This window comes from Paraburkholderia diazotrophica, assembly GCF_038900755.1.
GTDB classification, from domain to species: domain Bacteria; phylum Pseudomonadota; class Gammaproteobacteria; order Burkholderiales; family Burkholderiaceae; genus Paraburkholderia; species Paraburkholderia diazotrophica_A.
On sequence record NZ_JBBPEN010000002.1, the window covers coordinates 209608 to 228208 of the forward strand.

Genomic DNA, 18601 nt, shown 5'->3' on the forward strand with positions numbered 1-18601 from the left:
GCGCCACTCGCACATCCGTCTGGCGCGCGCCGTTCAACCCATGCAAAACGAAAGACAAACATCATGTCGATGAGATCTGAATACTGCGGTCTGGTGACCGAACACCTCCTGGGTCAAACTGTGTCGCTGTGCGGCTGGGTGAGCCGGCGCCGCGACCACGGCGGCGTTATCTTCATCGACCTGCGCGACCGCGAAGGCCTCGTTCAGGTCGTCTGCGACCCGGATCGCGCTGAGATGTTCAAGACGGCCGAAGGCGTGCGCAACGAATTCTGCGTCCAGGTGAAGGGCGTCGTGCGCAACCGTCCGGAAGGCACGACGAACGCTGGCCTGAAGAGCGGCAAGATCGAAGTGCTGTGCCACGAGCTGACCGTGCTGAACGCATCCGTCACGCCACCGTTCCAGCTCGACGACGACAACCTGTCGGAAACCACGCGCCTCACGCATCGCGTGCTCGACCTGCGCCGTCCGCAAATGCAGCACAACCTGCGTCTGCGTTATCGCGTCGCGATGGAAGTGCGCAAGTACCTCGATTCGCGCGGATTCATCGACATTGAAACGCCGATGCTGACCAAGAGCACGCCGGAAGGCGCGCGCGACTACCTGGTGCCGTCGCGTGTGAACGCGGGCCAGTTCTTCGCGCTGCCGCAGTCGCCGCAGCTCTTCAAGCAGCTGTTGATGGTCGCGAACTTCGACCGTTACTACCAGATCACCAAGTGCTTCCGTGACGAAGACCTGCGCGCCGACCGTCAGCCGGAATTCACGCAGATCGACTGCGAAACGTCGTTCCTGAACGAGCAGGAAATCCGCGATCTGTTCGAAGACATGACGCGCCATGTGTTCAAGGAAACGATCGGCGTCGAACTCGACGCGAAGTTCGCCGTGATGCCCTACTCGGAAGCGATGAGCCGCTTCGGTTCGGACAAGCCGGACCTGCGCGTGAAGCTCGAATTCACCGAGCTGACGGATGCGATGAAGGACGTCGACTTCAAGGTGTTCAGCGCGCCCGCGAACACGAAGGACGGCCGCGTCGCGGCACTGCGCGTGCCGAAGGGCGGCGAGCTGTCGCGTGGCGATATCGATAGCTACACGGAATTCGTGCGCATCTACGGCGCGAAGGGCCTCGCGTGGATCAAGGTCAACGAAGTGGCGAAGGGCCGTGACGGCCTGCAAAGCCCTATCGTGAAGAACCTGCACGACGCGGCTATCGCGGCCATCATCGAGCGCACGGGCGCGCAAGACGGCGACATCATCTTCTTCGCGGCGGATCGCGCGAAGGTCGTGAATGACAGCCTCGGCGCATTGCGCCTGAAGATCGGCCACTCGGAGTTTGGCAAGGCGAACGGCCTCGTCGAAGCGGGCTGGAAGCCGCTGTGGGTCGTCGACTTCCCGATGTTCGAGTACGACGAAGAGGAAAACCGCTACGTCGCCGCTCACCATCCGTTCACGAGCCCGAAGGACGAGCACCTCGAATATCTGGAAACGGACCCGGGCCGCTGCCTCGCGAAGGCATACGACATGGTGCTGAACGGCTGGGAAATCGGCGGCGGTTCGGTGCGTATCTTCCAGGAAGACGTGCAGAGCAAGGTGTTCCGCGCGCTGAAGATCGGTGCTGAAGAAGCACGCGCGAAGTTCGGCTTCCTGCTGGACGCGCTGCAATACGGCGCGCCCCCGCACGGTGGCATCGCATTCGGTCTGGACCGCATCGTCACGATGATGGCGGGCGCCGATTCGATCCGCGACGTGATCGCGTTCCCGAAGACGCAGCGCGCGCAGGATCTGCTCACGCAGGCCCCGAGCGAAGTCGACGAGCGCCAGCTGCGCGAGTTGCACATCCGTCTGCGTCAGCCCGAGCAGAAGGCGTAAATGTGACGTCTGGCGCGACGCGCCGTTAAAACAACGGCGGATGCGCGAAACAGCGAACGAAGAAGGCGCGTGATGCGCCTTTTTCGTTTTTTGCGTTAAAGTCACTGAAAGCTACGCCTTCCGACATGCGATCGCGCGACTCTCGCGCCGCTCTATCACCATGCCGAAACCGCCGAAGATTCCGGAATCCGTACTCGTCGTCATTCACACGCCCGAGCTCGACGTGCTGCTTATCGAACGAGCCGATCGGGAGGGGTTCTGGCAATCGGTGACGGGCTCGAAGGAGCGCATCGACGAGCCGATCGCGGAAACGGCCATCCGCGAAGTGGCGGAAGAGACGGGCATCGTGATCGGCAGCGACGTCGTGCCGCGCGAGGCGCTCGTCGACTGGCATCATCACATCGAGTTCGAGATTTTTTCGACGTGGCGCCATCGCTATGCGGAAGGTGTCACGCACAACATCGAGCACTGGTTCAGCTTGCAAGTGCCTGAGCGTCTCGAAGTGACGCTCGCGCCGCTCGAACATACCGCGCATTTGTGGCTGCCGTGGCAGGAGGCCGCCGAGCGCTGTTTCTCGTGGTCCAATCGCGACGCGATCCTGCAACTGCCGCAACGCGTGAAGGAGCGTTGCCGATGAGCGGCGGCGGTGGCCGCAGCTTTGCGCGACTGACCCAGCATCTGCCCGGTCGGCGGTACTGGTCCAGGTATCGCTTTTGCACGGGCAACGAGATTCGCCTGTTCACCGAGGGCGAGCCGTTCTTTGCGTCGCTCGTCGAGCGCATCGATGCCGCGCAAGTCGACGTCGCGCTGGAAACCTATATCTTTTGCGACGACGCCGCGGGCCGCCCCGTCTCCGACGCGCTGATACGGGCCGCGACGCGCGGCGTGCGCGTGCGCGTGATCACCGACGGCATCGGCACCGAGCGCCTCGCGATGTTCAACGACTGGACGCTCGCGGGCATCGAGCATCGTATCTACAACCCGAATCTGTTCGGCCGCTTCGGCTTTTCTCGCACGCACCGCAAGCTCGCCGTGGTCGACGACGCGTTCGCGTGGTGCGGCGGCATCAACATCGTCGACGACTACGATCAGAACGGCATGCGCCTGCCGTATCCGCGCTGGGATTTTGCCGTCGAGCTGCAAGGGCCCGTCGTGGCCGACGTGCGCGAAGCATTTGACGTGCAATGGGAGCGCATCCGCATCGGCCACCGGCCCGCGCTGACGCCTCCGCCCGTCGGCGCCGCGACGCCGCGCGCCGCGACCGCGCGCTTCGTGCGCGCGCGCCAGAGCATGAAGAGCGCACGCAATGCCGACATGCGTGCGATGGCCGAGCCGTGCGTCGCGTTCGTCGCGCGCGATAACTTCGTGAACCGGCGCGCGATCGAAAAGGCGTATCTGACGGCGATCGGCCAGGCGCGCTCCGAAGTGCTGCTCGCCAATCCTTACTTCATGCCTGGCCGCAAGCTGCGGCGCGCGCTGATCTTCGCGGCGCAGCGCGGCGTCGACGTGCGTCTCGTGATCGGCAGAAAAGAGTTTGCCGCGCTCGATTACGCGGTGCCGTTCCTGTACCGCTCGCTGCTGAAGGCGGGCGTGAAGATCGCCGAGTACGAAAGGACCATGCTCCACGGCAAGGTGGCCGTGGTCGACTCGAATTGGGGCACGGTCGGCTCGTCGAATCTCGACGCACTGAGCCTGATGCTGAACAACGAAGCCAATGTCGTGCTGGTGCTGCATCCCGAGATCGATCAGTTGCGCGATGCGATCCTCGCGGCGTTCGACGAATCGCGCCGCATCGACGAAAAGCACTACGAGTCGCGTCCCGCCGGCGAGCGGCTGCTCAACTGGCTCGCGTATAACACCTATCGGCTGGCGATGAAACTGCTGACGGTCGGCGGCTACGACTAAGCGAACGATCGGAAGGCGGGCTGGAAAGAACGAAAAAGCACAGAGAAAATGCGGTCCGCAGTGCGCAGAAAACACAAATTGGAGACAACTCAGACCGGTTCCGCTAAATGATTCTAAAAATTCCGCATCGTCCTATAGACGAATGACGGAAAATTGAAGCGTCGTTAGAAACCCGTTTCTAATAAATTCCTTGTTTCGCGGACGGTCACGCCCAATAATGGTACGACCGTTCGATTTTTCCCTTCGATCAAATCAGACGGTACACAGCTATGCGAAAAGGCGAACAAACGCGAGCCGCGATTCTCGATGCAGCACTCGATCTGGCAAGCCGCGACGGACTGGAAGGTCTGACGATCGGCCTGCTGGCCGAGCGCATGCAGATGAGCAAGAGCGGAGTGTTCGCGCATTTCGGGTCGCGCGAGGACTTGCAGGTCGAAGTCGTGCGCGAATATCACCGTCGTTTTGAAGACGAGGTGTTCTTCCCGAGTCTGCGCGAGCCCCGTGGCTTGCCCCGCTTGCGCGCAATGCTCTCGCGCTGGATCGAGAAGCGCGTCCAGGAGGTCACGACTGGGTGCATCTACATCAGCGGCGCGGTCGAGTATGACGATCGCGCGGACAGCGCGGTGCGCGAGCAGCTGGTGGCGAGCGTGCAGATGTGGCGCGCGGCGCTCACGCGAGCCATTTCGCAGGCGATCGAAGAGGGGCATCTGCGCGCGGATACCGACTCGCAACTGATGCTCTTCGAACTGTATAGCTTCACGCTCGGCCTGCATCACGACGCACGCTTTCTGCATCTGCCCGATGCCGTGCGCCTCACGTGGGCCGCGCTGGAAAAACTGATTGTTTCGCGTCAGAGCGAGAGCACGAGCCGCTAGCGGGGCTGGCTGGGTCCATCGGATCCAAACGGCGGCAGGCTGCTCGCGACGCGCCACACCTTTGGATTGACTGGAGAGACTCATGGGACAGTACGCCGCGCCGTTGCGCGACATGCAATTCGTATTGCACGAGCTGCTGAACGTCGAAGCCGAGATCAAGCAGATGCCTAGGCACGCGGATCTCGATGCCGACACGATCAATCAGGTGCTCGAAGAGGCCGGAAAATTCTGCTCGGAGGTGCTTTTCCCGCTGAACCAGAGCGGCGATCAGGAAGGCTGCAAGTACGAAGGCGATGGCGTCGTCACCACGCCGAAGGGTTTCAAGGAAGCATATCGACAGTACGTCGAGGCGGGCTGGCCCGCGCTCGGCTGCGATCCCGAGTACGGCGGCCAGGGCCTGCCCGCGTTCGTCAACAACGCGCTCTACGAGATGCTGAACTCGGCGAATCAGGCATGGACGATGTACCCCGGCCTGTCGCACGGCGCGTACGAGTGCCTGCACGCGCACGGCACGCCGGAATTGCAACAGGCGTATCTGCCGAAGCTCGTGTCGGGTCAATGGACGGGCACGATGTGCCTGACCGAGCCGCACTGCGGCACCGATCTCGGCATTCTGCGCACGAAGGCCGAGCCGAATGGCGACGGCTCGTACTCGATCAGCGGCACGAAGATCTTCATCTCCAGCGGTGAACACGATCTCGCCGACAACATCGTTCACCTCGTGCTCGCGCGTCTGCCCGATGCGCCGAACGGCACGAAGGGCATCTCGCTTTTCATCGTGCCGAAGTTCGTGCCCGATGCGAGCGGCAATCCCGGCGCGCGCAACGGCGTGAAGTGCGGCTCGATCGAGCACAAGATGGGCATTCACGGCAACGCGACGTGCGTGATCAATCTCGACGACGCGAAGGGCTGGATGGTCGGCGAGCCGAACAAGGGCCTCAACGCGATGTTCGTGATGATGAATGCAGCGCGCCTGGGCGTCGGCATGCAGAGCCTCGGCCTGACGGAAGTCGCGTATCAGAACTCGCTCGCGTATGCGAAGGAGCGTCTGCAGATGCGCTCGCTGACGGGCCCGAAGGCGCCTGAAAAGGCCGCCGACCCGATCATCGTTCACCCGGACGTGCGCCGCATGCTGCTCACGCAGAAAGCGTACGCGGAAGGCGCGCGCGCGTTCTCGTACTGGTCCGCGCTGCATATCGACAAGGAGCTGTCGCACGAAGACGAAGCGGTGCGCAAGGAAGCCGCCGATCTCGTCGCGCTGCTCACGCCGATCCTGAAAGCGTTCCTCTCGGACAACGCGTTCGAAGGCACGAACCTCGCGATGCAGGTGTTCGGCGGCCACGGTTATATCGCCGAATGGGGCATGGAGCAGTACGTGCGCGACGCGCGGATCAACATGATCTACGAAGGCACAAACACGGTTCAGTCGCTCGATCTGCTGGGCCGCAAGGTGCTCGGCGACATGGGTGCGAAGCTCAAGAAGTTCGGCAAGCTGGTGACGGATTTCGTCGAAGCGGAAGGGATCAAGCCGGAGATGCAGGAGTTCGTCAATCCGCTCGCGGACATCGGCGACAAGGTCCAGAAGCTGACGATGGAAATCGGCATGAAGGCGATGCAGAACCCGGACGAAGTGGGCGCGGCGGCCGTGCCGTATCTGCGTACCGTCGGCCATCTGGTGTTCTCGTACTTCTGGGCCCGCATGGCGCGCGTCGCGCTCGATAACGAAGCGTCCGGCGATCCGTTCTACAAGTCGAAGCTCGCCACCGCGCGCTTCTACTTCGCGAAGCTGCTGCCCGAAACGGCCTCGACGATCCGCGCCGCGCGCGCCGGCTCGAAGACGTTGATGGACATCGACGAAGCGCTGTTCTAACGCCATCGCAGGCGGCGTATCGATCGTCACGCCATGCGCCGCCGCTTCCCTTTCTCACATACGCCGCGTCAAGGAGGCTACGTGCGCCTTCACGCGGCAACTCGCGACACCGCATAACTCCCCGGAGGAACGACGTGAGCAATCTGATCATTCGCAAGGTCGCCGTGCTCGGCGCCGGCGTGATGGGCGCGCAGATCGCTGCGCACCTGATCAACGCCAGAGTGCCCGTGCTGCTGTTCGACCTGCCTGCAAAGGAAGGCCCGAAGAACGGCATCGCGCTGAAGGCGATCGAGAACCTGAAGAAGCTGTCGCCGGCGCCGTTCGGCGTGAAGGACGACGCGCAATACATCCAGCCCGCCAACTACGACGACGACATCGAGAAGCTCGCGGAATGCGACGTGGTGATCGAAGCGATCGCCGAGCGCATGGACTGGAAGCACGATCTCTACAAGAAAGTCTCGCCGCACATCGGCGCGAATGCGATCTTCGCGACGAACACGTCGGGCCTGTCGATCACGGAATTGTCGAAGGGCTTTTCCGACGAACTGAAGGCGCGCTTCTGCGGCGTGCACTTCTTCAATCCGCCGCGCTACATGCATCTGGTCGAGCTGATCCCGACGACGGCGACGCGTCCGGAAATCCTCGACCAACTCGAAACGTTCCTGACGAGCGTCGTCGGCAAGGGCGTCGTGCGCGCGAAGGACACGCCGAACTTCATCGCGAACCGTGTCGGCGTTTTTTCGATTCTCGCGGTGATCGCGGAGGCCGCGAAGTTCGGCCTGCGCTTCGATGAAGTCGACGATCTGACGGGCAGCCGCCTCGGCCGCGCGAAGTCGGCGACGTTCCGCACGGCGGACGTCGTCGGTCTCGACACAATGGCGCACGTCATCAAGACGATGCAGGACAACCTCGCGGACGATCCGTTCTTCCCGGTCTATGAAACGCCCGCCGTGCTCGCCGGACTGGTGAAGCAGGGCGCGCTCGGCCAGAAGTCGGGCGCGGGCTTCTACAAGAAAGAAGGCAAGGCGATCAAGGTGCTCGACGCGAAGACGGGCAGCTATGTCGACGGCGGCGCGAAGGCGGACGAACTGGTCGGCCGCATTCTGAAGCGCCCGCCCGCCGAGCGCCTGAAGCTCCTGCGCGAAACGCAGCATCCGCAGGCACAGTTCCTGTGGGCGATCTTCCGTGACGTGTTCCACTACATCGGCGTGCATCTGGAATCGATCGCCGACAACGCGCGCGACGTCGATCTCGCGGTCCGCTGGGGCTTCGGCTGGAACGAAGGCCCGTTCGAGGGCTGGCAGACGGCGGGATGGAAGCAGGTCGCCGGGTGGGTGCAGGAAGACATCGCGGCGGGCAAGGCGCTGTCGAACGCGCCGCTGCCCTCGTGGGTGCTCGAAGGCCCCGTCGCCGAAAAGGGCGGCGTGCATACGAACGAAGGCTCGTGGTCGCCGGCTGAACAGCGCTTCGTGCCGCGCTCGTCGCTGTCCGTGTACGACCGGCAGGTATTCCGCGCGCCGCTCGCCGGTGAGACGGGTGTCGATCCGAAAACTTACGGCAAGACCGTGTTCGAAACGGATGCGGTGCGCGCGTGGGTCGACGATCGCGCGGGTGAAAGCGATGTTTTGATCGTGTCGTTCAAGAGCAAGATGAACACGATCGGGCCATCGGTGATTGACGGCCTCGTGCAGGCCATCGACGTCGCCGAGCAGGACTACAAGGCCCTCGTGATCTGGCAACCGACTTCGCTGAAACTCGGCGCGCCGGGCGGTCCATTCTCGGCGGGCGCGAATCTCGAAGAAGCGATGCCCGCGTTCATGATGGGCGGCGCGAAGGGCATCGAGCCGTTCGTGAAAAAGTTTCAGCAGGGCATGCTGCGCGTGAAGTATTCGAACGTGCCCGTGGTCGCGGCCGTGTCGGGCATCGCGCTCGGCGGCGGTTGCGAGCTGGTGCTGCACAGCGCGAAGCGCGTCGCGCACATCGAGAGCTATGTCGGTCTCGTCGAAGTGGGTGTCGGCCTCGTGCCGGCGGGCGGCGGCCTGAAGGAAGCCGCGCTGCGCGCCGCCGAAGCCGCGACGCAGGCCGGCGCGACCAACGATCTGCTCAAGTTTCTGCAAAAGCCGTTCGAAAACGCGGCAATGGCGAAGGTCTCGGGCTCCGCGCTCGACGCCCGCGCGATGGGTTATCTGAAGCCGTCGGACACGATCGTCTTCAATGTATTCGAACTGCTCGACACCGCGAAGAAGGAAGCGCGCGCGCTGGCCGCTGCCGGCTATCGTCCGCCGTTGCGCGTGATGCAGGTGCCCGTCGCCGGGCGCTCGGCGATTTCGACGATCAAGGCGTCGCTCGTCAACATGCGCGACGGCCGCTTCATCAGCGATCACGATTACCTGATCGCGAGCCGCATCGCGGAAGCGGTGTGCGGTGGCGACGTCGAAGCGGGCAGCCTCGTCGACGAAGAATGGCTGCTGACGCTCGAGCGTCGCGCGTTCGTCGAGTTGCTCGGCACGCAGAAGACGCAGGAACGGATCATGGGCATGCTGCAAACGGGCAAGCCGGTGCGCAACTGAGGGAGTCTCAAATGACAAAGCAATTGCAGGACGCCTATATCGTCGCCGCGAGCCGCACGCCGATCGGCAAGGCGCCGCGCGGCATGTTCAAGAACACGCGCCCCGACGAACTGCTGGTGCACGCGATCCGATCGGCTGTCGCGCAGGTGCCCGGCCTCGATACGTCGCTGATCGAAGATGCGATCGTCGGTTGCGCGATTCCCGAAGCGGAGCAGGGGCTCAACGTCGCGCGGATGGGCGCGTTGCTGGCGGGTCTGCCGAGCACGGTGGGCGGCGTGACGGTGAACCGCTTCTGCGCGTCGGGCGTGACGGCGCTCGCGATGGCGGCGGACCGCATTCGCGTCGGCGAATCTGACGTGATGATCGCGGGCGGCTGCGAATCGATGAGCATGGTGCCGATGATGGGCAACAAGCCGTCGCTGTCGCCGCATATTTTCGACCGCAATGAGGACGTCGGCATTGCCTACGGCATGGGCCTGACTGCCGAGAAGGTCGCGGAGCGCTGGAAGGTGAGCCGCGAGCAGCAGGACCAGTTCTCCGTCGAATCGCACCGCAAGGCGATCGCCGCGCAGCAGTCCGGCGAATTCAACGACGAGATCGCGCCGTACACGCTGACCGAGCGCTTCCCCGACCTCGCGACGGGCGAAGTGAAGATGAAGACGCGTGAAGTGAATCTCGACGAAGGCCCGCGCGCCGATACGTCGATGGAAGGTCTCGCGAAGCTGCGCACCGTGTTCGCGAACAAGGGCACGGTGACGGCGGGCAACAGCTCGCAGACGTCGGACGGCGCGGGGGCGCTGATCGTCGTGTCGGAGAAGATCCTGAAGCGGTTCAACCTGACGCCGCTCGCGCGCTTCGTCAGCTTCGCCGTGCGCGGCGTGCCGCCGGAGATCATGGGCATCGGTCCGAAGGAAGCGATTCCCGCCGCGCTGAAGGCTGCGGGCCTGAAGCAGGACGATATCGACTGGATCGAGCTGAACGAGGCGTTTGCCGCGCAATCGCTCGCCGTGATCAACGACCTGGGCCTCGATCCGTCGAAGATCAATCCGCTCGGCGGCGCGATCGCGCTCGGCCATCCGCTCGGCGCGACGGGTGCGATCCGTGCTGCAACCGTCGTGCACGGGCTGCGCCGGCGCAATCTGAAGTACGGGATGGTGACGATGTGCGTCGGGACGGGCATGGGCGCGGCGGGGATCATCGAGCGGCTGTAGTTTCCCCTGTAGTTCTCTATCGCTTGCGGGCCGCTTCTTGCTGCAATTCAAGGGGCGGTCCGCTGGGCGCGCGCAACGCGAAATACACCGACGAAAGTCGAGGAGACACAAGATGGACATTCTGGTCGAACGCACAGCCGACGTGCTGACGATAGCCTTCAACCGTCCCGACAAGAAGAACGCGATCACAGCCGCGATGTATCAGACGATGGCCGACGCGCTGGTTCAGGCGCACGCCGACGCCTCGGTGCGTGCGATCGTGATTCGCGGCAGCGTGGGCATCTTCAGCGCGGGCAACGATCTCGAAGATTTCCTGAACAAGCCGGCCGTCAGCGAGGACGCGCCGGTGTCCCAGTTCCTGCGCGCGATCTCGACGGCTGAAAAGCCGGTGGTGGCGTCGGTGGCGGGCGCGGCCATCGGCGTGGGCACGACGCTGCTGCTGCATTGCGATCTCGTCTATGCGGCCGACACCGCCATGTTCTCGATGCCGTTCTCGCAACTGGGCCTCTGTCCGGAAGCGGCGTCGTCGCTGCTGCTGCAGCGGGTGGCGGGCTATCAGGCGGCCGCCGAAAAGCTGATGCTCGGCGAAGCGTTCGACGCAAAGGAAGCGCAGCGCATGGGCTTCGTGAACCGCGTGCTGCCCGCCGCCGAAGTGGACGCGTTCGCGATGAAGCAGGCGCAGAAGCTGGCGGCGCTGCCGGCATCATCGCTGCGCGTGACCAAGCAGTTGATGAAGCGCGCCACGCAGCACGAACTGCGCACGCAGATGACCGACGAGGCCGTGCACTTCGCGAAGATGCTGCTCGCGCCCGAGGCGAAGGAAGCATTCAAGGCGTTCTTCGAGAAGCGCAAGCCGGACTTCCGGCAGTTCGACTGAGCGCGGCGACGTCCGCGCGAGGCGTCGTCAGACGGTGTCGTAATCGACGTAACTCGACTCGCGGCAGAAGCTCACGAGCCGCACGCCCGCTTCGCGCGCAATCGTGATCGCGAGCGACGACGGCGCCGAAATGGTCGCGACCATCGGAATGTCGACGCGCGCGGCCTTGCGCACCAGCTCGTAGCTCGCTCGGCTCGACAGGAACACGAAGCCGTCCGTCGTATCGACGCGGTCCAGCACGAGCCGGCCGATCAGCTTGTCGAGCGCGTTGTGGCGGCCGACGTCCTCGAACGCGTAGCGGATCGCGCCCGTCGCGTCGCACCACGCGGCGGCGTGCAGGCCGCCCGTCATCTTCGTGAGCGCCTGATGCGCGGGCAGCTCCTTCGCGGCACGGGCGATCGCATCGGGCGCGAGCCGTTGCAGAAAACCGGTGTCGGGTATGCGTTCCGGCGTCAGGTCGAGCAGATCGATGCTCTCGATGCCGCACACGCCGCAGCCCGTTCTGCCCGACAGCGCGCGGCGTTTTTCCTTCAGCGCGACGAACGCCTGCTGCACGACGGTCAGCTGCACTTCCGCGTGAGGCAATTTGCCGTCGCGGAACTCGACCTCGATGTCCTGAATGTGCGCGCCGCGCTCGACGATTCCCTCCGAAATCGCAAATCCGACCGCGAACTCTTCCAGATCGCGCGGTGTGCACATCATCACCGCATGCGAGATGCCGTTGAAGACGAGCGCAACGGGCCATTCCTGGCCGACATGATCGGCGACAGTCTCGACGGTTTCGACCGCTCCGCCGCGGTGCCGGCGCACCGATTGCTCGATGACGCCCGGCTGTTCGCCCGTTTCCAGTTCGTTCACCTGCCTGCTCCTCTCGTGCCGTGCAAAGGTTTGCTGTGCGTTGGCGGCAGTCGACGGCGGGGCCGCCGCGCCGCGAATAAGGTTCTAAAATACCTCAGACCGGCTTAGCGCGTTGGCCGCCGAACAAGAGGAATCTGCTATGGGACTCAATGATGCGCCGCTGCTGTTCAACTTCGAGATCGAGTCTTCGGAGAATTTGAAATTTATCCCGATGGCCGTTCGCTTCAATCTCGACCGTTTCGGGCTGCGGATTTCGCTCGAACAATGGCAGATGCTGCCGCACGAAGACCGCACGCTGCTCGCGCGGTTTCCCGTCGACGAAGACACCGCGATCGAGCCGAACTTCGATCACGCGCTCTTCGAAATGATGCGCACGCACGCGAACGTCGAGCCCGAGTGGTTCACGCCCGAGGATAACCCGGCGTGGCGCGACACGGCGGCCGTGCCCGAGACCGTGCTGCATCAGGCGAATCTGGCGAACCTGAGCGCGCCGGGCGTCGACGACTGGGCGCGGCTCGATCCGTTCAAGCGTTATGTGCTTGCCAAACTGTCGCGCAAGAGCGCGAGCAACCACGATTTCCTGCCCGCGATGAAGGAATTCGGTCTCGCCGGCTGATCCCGGCGAAAGATTTTTTCGTTTTCACACTCAATCTCATCCGAACGCTGCCGTTATCCAAAGATGGCGCGTAAGAGCGCTGCGCCCGGCGACGTCTTTCGTCCGGGGCGCCCGCGCGCCGCCTGTGAACGGCTCCCTCGCGGGCATCGCCTGCAGGATCGAACGACGTTCGGAACCTATGATCTCTTTCCTATCGAAGCGGCTGCTGATCAACCTGGCGGTCGTCGCCGCGGCTGTCGGCGCGAACGCCTTTGTCGCGTACACGCAGATTCGCGGACAGCGCGACGCCGATGAGCGCACGGTTCGCTCGACGGCCATTCGCGAGAACCTCGAAGCGTATCGCGCGACGCTCGACCACGGCCTGTCCGTGCTCGGTCGCTACGAGGCGGCGGGCGTGCCGGCGCCCGCGAATGCGGGATCGGCGATGTCCGCGACGCTGGCGACGCTCGAAAAGACGCTGCGCGACCAGTTGGCGAGCGAACCGGCGATCGCCGCCGAGTTCGGCCGGCTCACGGCCGACGGCAGCCGTCTCCAGCACGACATCGCGCTCGCGCTCGACAGGACGATGGCGCCCGCAGAGGACGACACGCGCGCCTGGGCGGCGCAAGCCTATACGCGCCTGGGCATGGAATCCGACGGGATCGACGAGCGGATCGGCCGGTTGCGCGACGAGGAGGACCGCGCGCTGAAGGCGGCGCTCGACGAATCGATGCGCGATACGCAGTACGCGACGCTCGTTCTCATCCTGACGATGCTCGCGGGCAGCGGGCTGCTGATCTACACGTTCGGCGCGCGCGAAAACGTCGCGCGGGAAAAGCTGCGCATCGCGAAGGCGCTGCATCGCAACGACGAGCGTTTTCGCGGGCTGTTCGAAGAGCATCCCGTGCCGATGTACATCTTCGACCGCGAAACGCTGCGCTTTCTCGCCGTCAACGCGGCGGCCGTCCAGCAGTACGGCTACACGGAGAGCGACTTCCTGTCGATGACGATCCGCGACATCCGCCCGGGCTCCGAGGTCGCGCGGCTCGATTCGCATCTTCAGCGCAGCGACGCGACGCCGGGCGGCCCGCGCACGATGGCGGGCATCTGGCATCACCGCCGCAAGGACGGCTCGCTGATCAGCGCCGACATCTCGTATCACGCGATGACCTTCGTGGGCCGCCCCGCGCTCTTCGTGCTCGCCGACGACGTCACCGAACAGATCAACGCCGAAGCCGAAGCGCAGCGTTCGAACCAGATGCTCGAAACGGTGATCGACAATATCCCGCAGCGCATCTTCTGGAAGGGCAAGGACTTGCGCTATCTCGGCTGCAACATGGCGTTCGCGCGCGATGCGGGGCTCGCGTACCCGGAGCAGGTGATCGGCAAGCTCGACGAGGACATGCCGTGGCGCGCATTCGCCGACCAGCTGCATCGCCATGATCTCGAGGTGATGAACTCGGGCGTGCCGAAGATGAACTTCGAAGTCGACGTGGTGATCGACGGCGTGCATCGCACGACGATGACGAGCAAGCTGCCGTTCACCGACGGCGAGGGCCGCGTGATCGGCGTGCTCGGCTCGTACACGGACATCACGGAGCGCAAGCGCGCCGATCTCGCGCTGCGTCTGCAAAGCCGCGCGCTCGATGCGAGCGTCAACGCGATTCTGATCACCGCGCCTTCGAACGAGGGTAATCTGATCGAATACGTGAACCCGGCGTTCAAGCGCATCACGGGCTACGATCCGCAGGAAGTGATCGGCCAGGACTGCCGCCTGTTGCAGCGCGACGACCGCGATCAGGACGGCATTGCGGCGATCCGTCAGGCGCTCGCGGCGAATCGCGAAGTGAGCGCGGTGCTGCGCAATTACCGCAAGGATGGCGCGCTGTTCTGGAATCAGCTGTACATCGCGCCCGTGCCCGACGCCGACGGACAGACCACGCACCACATCGCCGTCATCAACGACGTGACGGCGCTGATCCGCTATCAGGAGCAGCTCGAATACCAGGCGAACTACGACAGCCTCACGCGGCTGCCGAACCGCAATCTGCTGCGCGACCGTCTGCAACACGCGCTGATCGTCGCTGAGCGGCATCACAAGGGCGTGGCCGTCGTGTTCATCGACCTCGACGGCTTCAAGAACGTCAACGACAGCTTGGGGCACAGTGTCGGCGACCGGCTGCTGTCGGTGGTCGCGGACCGTCTCGCGCGTTGCGCGCGGGCGAGCGATACGGTGGCGCGTCACGGCGGCGACGAGTTCGTGATCGTGATGACGGATACCGTCGACGAGCAGTCGCTGATCGCGTGGATGGAGCGCGTGCGCGCGTCGATCTCCGAGCCCGTTTGGCTCGACGGCACGGAGCTGTATGTCGGCTGCAGCATGGGCGCGAGCCTCTTCCCGCAAGACGGCGAAGACGCCGAAACGCTGATGAAGAAGGCCGATCTCGCGATGTATCGCGCGAAGGACATGGGCCGCAATACGTTCCAGTTCTATCAGCCGGAGATGAACGTGTCGGCGGGCGCGCGGCTCAACATGGAGCGCCGACTGCGCCGCGCGCTGCGCGACAACGAATTCCTGCTGCACTATCAGCCGCAGGTCGATATCGAAACGGGCCAGGTGGTCGGCATGGAAGCGCTCGTGCGCTGGCGCGATCCGGAAGTGGGTCTGATTCCGCCGTCGCAGTTCATTCCCGTCGCCGAGGAAAGCGGGCTGATCGGACCGCTGTCCGAATGGGTGTTGCGCGAAGCGTGCCGGCAGAACAAGGCCTGGCAGGACAACGGCCTGCCGCCGGCGCGCGTGTCGGTGAATCTGTCGGCGCGGCAGTTCCAGCAGCGCGATATCGCGAAGCTCGTGACGCAGGTGCTCGCGGAGACGGGTCTGGAGCCGCAGTATCTGGAGCTCGAACTGACCGAGAGCACCATCATGCGCAACGCGGAGGAAGCCGTGACGATGCTGACCGAACTGCACGCACTCGGCATTGGCCTCGCCATCGACGACTTCGGCACCGGCTATTCGAGCCTGAGCTATCTGAAGCGCTTCCCGGTGGATCGCTTGAAGATCGACAGATCGTTCGTGTCGGACATCGGCGAATCGTCGGACGATGAAACGATCACGTCGGCAATCATCGCGCTGGCGCACTCGCTGAACTTACAGGTGATCGCGGAAGGGGTGGAGACGTCGACGCAGCTCGACTTCCTCAAGGAGCGCGCGTGCGACGAGATGCAGGGCTACTTCTTTGCGAAGCCGCTGCCGCATGACGCGATACCCGACATGCTGCAACGAAGCCCGGACAATGCGGCGGAAAACAAGGACATGGTTCCGGCGGGCGTGTGATCGCTGTGCCGCCGGGCGTGAACGTGCCCGGCGGCGTCCCGATGTCCGAACCTCAGTCCAGCTGAGGCAGCGCGCGCGGACGGCGGTCGCTGTCCGTCGCGACATACGTGAGGGTCGCTTCCGTGACCTTCACCACTTCTTCCGCGAGGCTCATGCGCTGCGCGTAGACCTCGACGTCGACTGTGACCGACGTGTTGCCCGTCTTCACGATATCCGCGTAAAAGGTCAGCAGGTCGCCGACGAACACCGGCTGCTTGAACACGAATGAATTGACCGCGATTGTCGCGACGCGGCCATTCGCGCGGCGGCTCGCGGGAATCGAGCCGGCAATGTCGACTTGCGCCATGATCCAGCCGCCGAACACATCGCCGTGGACGTTCGCATCCGACGGTTGTGGAACGACGCGTAGCGCGCACGGTTTCTGCGGAAGTTGGAGAGTCTCGGTCATCGGGGTATCCATAAAAATCAGTTGGGCCGACAGCGGCAGCGGCGGATCTCACGACAACGGCACGACGGGAACGGCAAACGACGACGCTGGGTCAACGCTGCGAAAGCGGCGCCAGCCGGCTTCTGCGACAATATTGTCGAATCAGGAATTGTACGGGAAAGCGCATGCTGGGGCGTATCAGGCGCCACGGCGCTTCTGGACGTTTCAGGCGCGTCGCCCGTCACATTCCGCATCAGTCACGCGTCAACGCGTGCAGGCTCTCCCACAAAACAATCATGCGTCGCTATTCCGCTTCGTCCGAACCGCCGCCGATCTCGAACCAGCCGCGCAACGACTGGCAAACGATCGTCTCGCTGCTGCCGTACCTCGCGACGTACAAGTGGCGCGTCGTGCTGGCGCTCAGTTGCCTGATCGGCGCGAAGGTCGCGAACCTCGGCGTGCCCGTCGTGATGAAGCGCATCGTCGACAGTCTCGCGTCGGTGCAGCATCTGACGGCGCTCGGGCGCGCGGCGAATGCGCCGGGCGTCGTGCTGCTCGGCGGCGTCGGGCTGCTGGTGGTCGCTTATGCCGTCGTGCGGCTGTCGACGTCGCTCTTCACCGAACTGCGCGAAATTCTCTTCTCGAAGGTGACGGAAAGCGCGGTGCGCCAGCTTGCGCTGAAAGTGTTCCGGCATCTGCATTCGCTGTCGCTGCGTTTTCATCTGGAGCGGCAGACGGGTGGCATGTCGCGCGATATCGAACGCGGCACGCGTGGCATCACGCAACTGATTTCGTACTCGCTGTACAGCATTCTGCCGACGCTCGTCGAAGTCGGTCTCGTGCTGGGCTTTTTCGTCGTCAAGTACGAGGCCTATTACGCGATCGTCACGTTCGTCGCGCTGGCCGCGTACATCACGTACACCGTCAAGGTGACTGAGTGGCGCACGCATTTTCGCCGCACGATGAACGAACTCGATTCGAAGGCGAACTCGCGCGCGATCGATTCGCTGTTGAACTACGAGACGGTCAAGTACTTCAACAATGAAGAGTGGGAAGCGAAGCGTTACGACGAAAACCTGAAGCGCTATCGCGCGGCGGCGATCAAGTCGCAGAACTCGCTGTCGGCGCTGAACTTCGGCCAGCAGGCGATTATCGGCACCGGGCTCGTATTCATCCTGTGGCGCGCGACGCAGGGCGTGATGGCGGGGCGCCTCACGCTCGGCGATCTCGTGTTGATCAACACGTTCATGTTGCAGCTCTATATACCGCTGAATTTTCTCGGTGTCGTGTATCGCGAGTTGAAGCAGAGTCTCACGGACATGGACCGCATGTTCACGCTGCTCGGCGCGTCGCGCGAAGTGCCCGACGCGCCCGATGCGCCGCCGCTCGCCGTACGCGGCGCGCAGGTCAGCTTCGAGCACGTGAACTTTGCGTATGAGCCGTCGCGAGCCATTCTTCACGACGTGAGCTTCACGATTCCGGCTGGCACGACGACGGCCGTCGTGGGACATAGCGGCTCGGGCAAGTCGACGCTCGCGCGGCTGCTGTTCCGCTTCTACGATCTGGACCGCGCGACGGGTGGCGCGATCCGCATCGACGGACAGGATATTCGCGACGTGACGCAGGATTCGTTGCGCGCGTCAATTGGCATCGTGCCGCAGGACACCGTGCTCTTCAACGACACGATCTACTACAACATCGCGTATGGCCGTCCAACGGCGACGCGCGACGAAGTGATCGCGGCGGCGCGCGCAGCGCACATACACGAGTTCATCGAGAGCCTGCCGAAGGGCTATGAAACGCCTGTCGGCGAACGTGGATTGAAACTGTCGGGCGGCGAGAAGCAGCGCGTCGCGATCGCGCGCACGGTGCTGAAGAGTCCGCCCATTCTGCTCTTCGACGAAGCGACGTCCGCGCTCGACTCGCGCTCGGAGCGCGCGATCCAGCACGAACTCGATCAGATCGCGCGCGAACGCACGACGCTCATCATCGCGCACAGGCTATCGACGGTCGTGCACGCGCAGCAGATCATCGTGATGGACAAGGGGCGCATCGTCGAGCGCGGCACGTTCGCCGAATTGATTCAGATGGGCGGGCTATTCGCGCAGATGTGGGCGTTGCAGCAGGAGCGCGCGGCGCAGGGAGAGGAAGCGGTTGAAGAGCAGGGGAATGGCGAGGGGCGCTAAAGCGCCGCTTGCCTGCTCTTTCAAGAACAC

At 63.9% G+C, this 18601-nt stretch carries 13 protein-coding genes; 11 read left to right on the plus strand and 2 right to left on the minus strand.

Features of this window, described 5'->3' with window-relative positions; all coding sequences use genetic code 11:
• The first annotated feature begins 63 nt into the window (after positions 1 to 63).
• The 8 genes from aspS to AABE10_RS06295 all read left to right on the plus strand — a co-directional run bounded on the left by aspS (position 64) and on the right by AABE10_RS06295 (position 11171).
• Positions 64 to 1863, plus strand: coding sequence for an aspartate--tRNA ligase (gene aspS, locus AABE10_RS06260; RefSeq protein WP_342932437.1), 1800 nt, complete (start codon positions 64 to 66; stop codon positions 1861 to 1863).
• A 160-nt stretch (positions 1864 to 2023) separates the two neighbouring features.
• A complete protein-coding gene (gene nudB / locus AABE10_RS06265; RefSeq protein WP_342932438.1) occupies positions 2024 to 2500 on the plus strand; it encodes a dihydroneopterin triphosphate diphosphatase in 477 nt (158 codons plus the stop codon).
• On the plus strand, positions 2497 to 3768 hold the full coding sequence (gene clsB, locus AABE10_RS06270) for a cardiolipin synthase ClsB (RefSeq protein WP_342932439.1): 1272 nt from the start codon (positions 2497 to 2499) through the stop codon (positions 3766 to 3768). The genes nudB and clsB overlap by 4 nt, the downstream gene beginning before the upstream one ends.
• Before the next feature lie 269 nt (positions 3769 to 4037).
• A complete protein-coding gene (locus AABE10_RS06275) occupies positions 4038 to 4643 on the plus strand; it encodes a TetR/AcrR family transcriptional regulator (RefSeq protein ID WP_087734085.1) in 606 nt (201 codons plus the stop codon).
• Positions 4644 to 4725: 82 nt separating this feature from the next.
• Positions 4726 to 6513, plus strand: a complete 1788-nt coding sequence (locus AABE10_RS06280; RefSeq protein WP_342932440.1) for an acyl-CoA dehydrogenase C-terminal domain-containing protein — start codon at positions 4726 to 4728, stop codon at positions 6511 to 6513.
• A gap of 134 nt (positions 6514 to 6647) precedes the next feature.
• Positions 6648 to 9083, plus strand: coding sequence for a 3-hydroxyacyl-CoA dehydrogenase/enoyl-CoA hydratase family protein (locus AABE10_RS06285; RefSeq protein ID WP_342932441.1), 2436 nt, complete (start codon positions 6648 to 6650; stop codon positions 9081 to 9083).
• A gap of 11 nt (positions 9084 to 9094) precedes the next feature.
• Entirely contained in the window at positions 9095 to 10294 is a 1200-nt protein-coding gene (locus tag AABE10_RS06290; RefSeq protein ID WP_342932442.1) for an acetyl-CoA C-acyltransferase, read from the plus strand.
• 112 nt (positions 10295 to 10406) lie between these two features.
• The gene (locus tag AABE10_RS06295; protein ID WP_342932443.1) at positions 10407 to 11171 is read left to right on the plus strand and encodes an enoyl-CoA hydratase; all 765 of its coding nucleotides are present in this window, start codon (positions 10407 to 10409) and stop codon (positions 11169 to 11171) included.
• 27 nt (positions 11172 to 11198) lie between these two features.
• Here AABE10_RS06295 and fdhD read toward each other — a convergent pair whose 3' ends face one another.
• Entirely contained in the window at positions 11199 to 12029 is an 831-nt protein-coding gene (gene fdhD, locus AABE10_RS06300; protein ID WP_342932444.1) for a formate dehydrogenase accessory sulfurtransferase FdhD, read from the minus strand.
• 139 nt (positions 12030 to 12168) lie between these two features.
• Here fdhD and AABE10_RS06305 point away from each other — a divergent pair, with 139 nt between their 5' ends.
• Positions 12169 to 12645, plus strand: a complete 477-nt coding sequence (locus AABE10_RS06305; protein WP_342932445.1) for a nitrate reductase associated protein — start codon at positions 12169 to 12171, stop codon at positions 12643 to 12645.
• A 178-nt stretch (positions 12646 to 12823) separates the two neighbouring features.
• A complete protein-coding gene (locus AABE10_RS06310; protein ID WP_342932446.1) occupies positions 12824 to 15958 on the plus strand; it encodes a sensor domain-containing protein in 3135 nt (1044 codons plus the stop codon).
• Between the two features lie 52 nt (positions 15959 to 16010).
• Here the strand turns inward: AABE10_RS06310 and AABE10_RS06315 are convergent, their stop codons facing one another.
• Positions 16011 to 16406, minus strand: a complete 396-nt coding sequence (locus AABE10_RS06315; protein WP_342932447.1) for an acyl-CoA thioesterase — start codon at positions 16404 to 16406, stop codon at positions 16011 to 16013.
• A gap of 275 nt (positions 16407 to 16681) precedes the next feature.
• Between AABE10_RS06315 and AABE10_RS06320 the strand changes: the two genes are divergently transcribed.
• Positions 16682 to 18571 carry an ABC transporter ATP-binding protein/permease gene (locus AABE10_RS06320; protein WP_342932448.1) on the plus strand — a complete coding sequence of 630 codons (1890 nt, stop codon included), beginning with the start codon at positions 16682 to 16684 and terminating at the stop codon, positions 18569 to 18571.
• Positions 18572 to 18601 lie beyond the last annotated feature (30 nt).